General features: G+C 61.3%; 2 protein-coding genes and 2 pseudogenes. 2 read left to right on the top strand and 2 right to left on the bottom strand.

What is annotated here, in order from left to right; genetic code table 11:
• Both AC1DVA_RS26885 and AC1DVA_RS26890 read right to left on the bottom strand, forming a co-directional pair.
• Nucleotides 1–1,055 (bottom strand): DegT/DnrJ/EryC1/StrS family aminotransferase (locus AC1DVA_RS26885; protein ID WP_476807920.1); only part of this gene is annotated, 1,055 nt, incomplete at its 3' end.
• A gap of 249 nt (nucleotides 1,056–1,304) precedes the next feature.
• A pseudogene (locus AC1DVA_RS26890) lies at nucleotides 1,305–1,923 on the bottom strand (IS6 family transposase); the annotation flags it as partial.
• A 209-nt stretch (nucleotides 1,924–2,132) separates the two neighbouring features.
• On the opposite strand from AC1DVA_RS26890, the gene AC1DVA_RS26895 reads away from it, so the two are divergent.
• A complete protein-coding gene (locus AC1DVA_RS26895; protein WP_476807919.1) occupies nucleotides 2,133–2,972 on the top strand; it encodes an amino acid ABC transporter substrate-binding protein in 840 nt (279 codons plus the stop codon).
• Nucleotides 2,973–3,279: 307 nt separating this feature from the next.
• Nucleotides 3,280–3,575: pseudogene (locus AC1DVA_RS26900) on the top strand (IS110 family transposase); the annotation flags it as partial.

The raw sequence follows: 3,575 nt of genomic DNA on the forward strand, positions 1-3,575 counted from the left end.
GACGATACGGTCAAGGCGTCCGGGCCGCCGCAGGTGGTGCCGAATGATAGCTTCAGCCCGGGATAATGGCGCCCGGTGACGACCTCGCAGCTCACATGCTGCGACCCTGCCAGCGCCTCCGAGACCGCGGTCAGCTCGCGAATCATAGCCTCGGTTTCGCTGGCGAGGTCGCGTGTCTCGAAAAGCTCCAATGCTGTGAGCAATCCTACGATCGATTCCTTGTCGACCTTGAATCCGCGGCCAATACCGTGGTGGGGCGGACGACGCCGCAGTTCGTCGGGTATCAGGCCTTCCGCGGGAGACCAGGTGGCCGGCGAGATGTCCATGTCCAACTGCTGAATCAGTGCCGAAGCGACGAGGTCGCGGCGACCGCACAGCAGGCCGGTGCCCTGCGGACCACGAAGCGCCTTGCCGCCGCTGATGGCCACGAGCGCGGCGCCCTCATCAATGAAACGGCGGAGATTCTCCTTCGGAGGCAACTGTGCAGCGGCGTCGACGATCACCGGCAAGCCATGCTGAGCGGCCGTCCTGCAGACCATGGCCAGAGACGCCTGTCCCGGCGGCCCCGCCGTGAAGGCGACGGCGACCGTGCGAGACGTGATCGCGCTTTCGATTTCCCAGGCTTCGAGACCCCTCACCCCCGAGCCGATCGCGATATCGTTGAAGCCGACATCGACGATGCGGGCACCTGCGGCACGTATGGCGTGGTCATAGGCGTTGCGGTGCGCGCGGAACATGATGACTTCGTTGGGTTCGTCATCGATCGCGGGTAATCGCTCCATGATGCGGACGTCGAATCGCGCGAGGCAGGCGGCGGTGGCGAGCGTGAGCGCCGCAGCGGCCCCCCCGGTGACGATGCCGGCCTCCGCTCCGGTATGACGCGCGATGATCGCGCTGGCCCGTGTCTGCAATTCCGTCATGTCGACGAAATGGCCGGCCGCCTCGCGCATGGCGTCGAGCACGGCGGGTGCCATAAGGCTCCCACCCAGTCGCGTCAGCAGACCCGCTCCGTTGATTCGCGTGGCAACGCCGAGACGTTCATAGATATCGGTCACAGTCCGCCTCCGGGGACGACGTCGGTATTCGGCCGCAAAAGCCTGGACAGGAAGGCGCGCGTGCGCTCCTGGCGCGGAACGCGCAGCCCTGATCCATGAACACGACGTGATCCGGTACTTCCGCGGCGAAGACAAGCTCGTGCGTGACAATGATCGACGTGCGGCGGCGGACGGCGGGATTGCTCGAATAACGTCAGTACCTCTCCGATCGACATTGTCACGGGAACCCCGACGAGCCGGAGTTCGCGCTGCTCGGGAGATCAGGTGGCGCTCGAGGTTGAAGAGATTGTGGACGACGGCATGTACGCAGAGAAAGCGCTGCGCCGACATCTGCGACTTGAAGCGCTGCATCTTGCGCTCTCGTTGTCGGATCACCTGGTGTGAGTTCTCAGCCCGATTGTGCGGCGCATGCCCTGCTCATGGCGCGCCGAGAGCCCCAGCTCGCGCCGGGCCGCGCCGTAGGATCGCAACTTGTCCGTCACCAGAACCCTGGGAGCAAAGCCATGCTTTTTGAGCAGTTGTAAGGCAGCACCCTTATCCCGTCTCGATTGCACCAGCATGTCGAGGATTTCCTCMTCGCTGTCGACGGCTCGCCATAGATACAGGTGCCGGCCCTGAAGGCGGATCACCTCTTGTCGAGGTGCCAGATGTCTGCCGGTTGGGGCCRCTGCCGGCGCAGGTTGCGGGCATAGCTGCAGCCAAATTTGAGTACCCATCGCCGGATCGTCTCGTACGAGATGTCGAGGCCACGCTCAGCCAGCAACTCCTCGACATCGCGATAGCTCAAGGTGAACCGCAGATAGAGCCACACGGCGTGCCGGATGATCTCAGGAGGGAATTGCTGACGGGCGTAGGAAATCGGCTGCATGCCCCCCACCCTAACCGGCGAGGCTCAATTCGCCCATTCCCGTGACAATGCCGTCGCGTCATCTCTGCAGGCCGCCTTATCCCGGCAGACATCGTCTAGCCGTTTTGCGAATCCCGATTCCGCTAAAAATCAGCACGCTAGAAACGACTTTCTTCAATCCATCTATTCGGCCTATCGTGTTGGCCGTTGCCAAAAGACGGAACGGGATCATGCGAGCCTTTTGGATCGCGCTACTAAGCATGGCGATATCAACGGCGACCTTGGCTGCAGACACCCTGGCACGCGCTCGTGAGACAGGTACTTTGCGGCTCGGCTTTCGGCTTGATGCGCCCCCTTACTCGTATCGGGCGGCTAACGGCGATCCTTCCGGATATATCGTTGATCTCTGCCGCGAAGTCGCTAGCGGTGTGAAGAAGGCGCTCAATATCCCTTCACTCAAAATCGAATATGTCGAGGTCTCGTCCACGACACGTTTGACCGCACTACGCGATAGCAAGATCGATATTCTTTGCGATCCTACATCGATGACTATGTCTAGGCGCGCTATCGTGGATTTTTCACTGCCGACCTTCATTGATGGCGCCGGAGTTCTCTACCGGTTCAATGAAATTTACCGGCTCGAGGATCTGAGCGGAAAAAAGATCGGCGTGCTCCAGGGCACGACGACCGAAGAGGTCTTGAAGGCGACCTTGGCGCAACTCGGCATCAAAACGGAGATCGTAGCGGTCCAGGCTCATCCAGACGGTGTCCGGATCCTGTCCGAGGGAAAGATCGACGCTTATTTCGCCGATCGCGGGATTCTCAGCTATCATCTGCTCAACAGCCGGAATCCCTCCGGTATGAAGATTTCCGATCAGTATTTCACGTTCGAGACCTATGCACTAGCTCTACCGCGCGGCGACGACAAGCTACGTTTGTTGGTCGATGCGACGCTGGCTGAACTCTATCGCACGGATCGTGTGAAGAAAATCTATGCCCACAGCTTCGGAAACTTCCCGCCTGATCAGTTTATCAAGGCGCTCTTCGTCATCAACGGCGTGCCGAGGTAGCGCGGAGGCTGCCCGAGGTGACGGTATAGTGTGGCGACGGATGCGGAATAGGCTGGACGTGAATGTCCGCTTCCGTGCGATCAGCCAATCTGCCGTTGGCGCGATCAGGTCGTTTGCGGCGGCGGTCGCGAAGTTCAGCTATCCACCCCACCGGTAGAAGCTGGCGCGGCCGACACCAAATATCGACAGGCCTTGCCCACGTCACCAATCTGCTCAGCGTGCCTGAGAAGACGCAGCGGCATTGGCACGGGAATCTCGACGAGCCGGATTTCGCCCACGCGGCCGGGCAGGTCTTCCCAATCGGTTGGCGCGAGGTGGTAGTGCGAGAGTGGTTGCGGCTGGCCTGGCTGGCGCAGGCCTGCCGGTGTTGGTGGTCAATCCAGCGCAGGTGCGTGCCTTCGCCCAAACGCTCGGCAAACGGGCGAAGACCGATCCGATTGACGCCAACCGTGATCACTCATTTCGCCGAAGCGACCAAGCCGAAGCTGCGGCAAATGCCGGACGAGATGACAAGGCTTCTAGCCGATCTGGTCGCTCGCCGGCGCCAAATCGTCGAGATGATCGCCGCCGAAGGTCAGCGGGAACGTCGCCGAGCGATAAACG

Source organism: Allobosea sp. P4_C6, assembly GCF_056402015.1.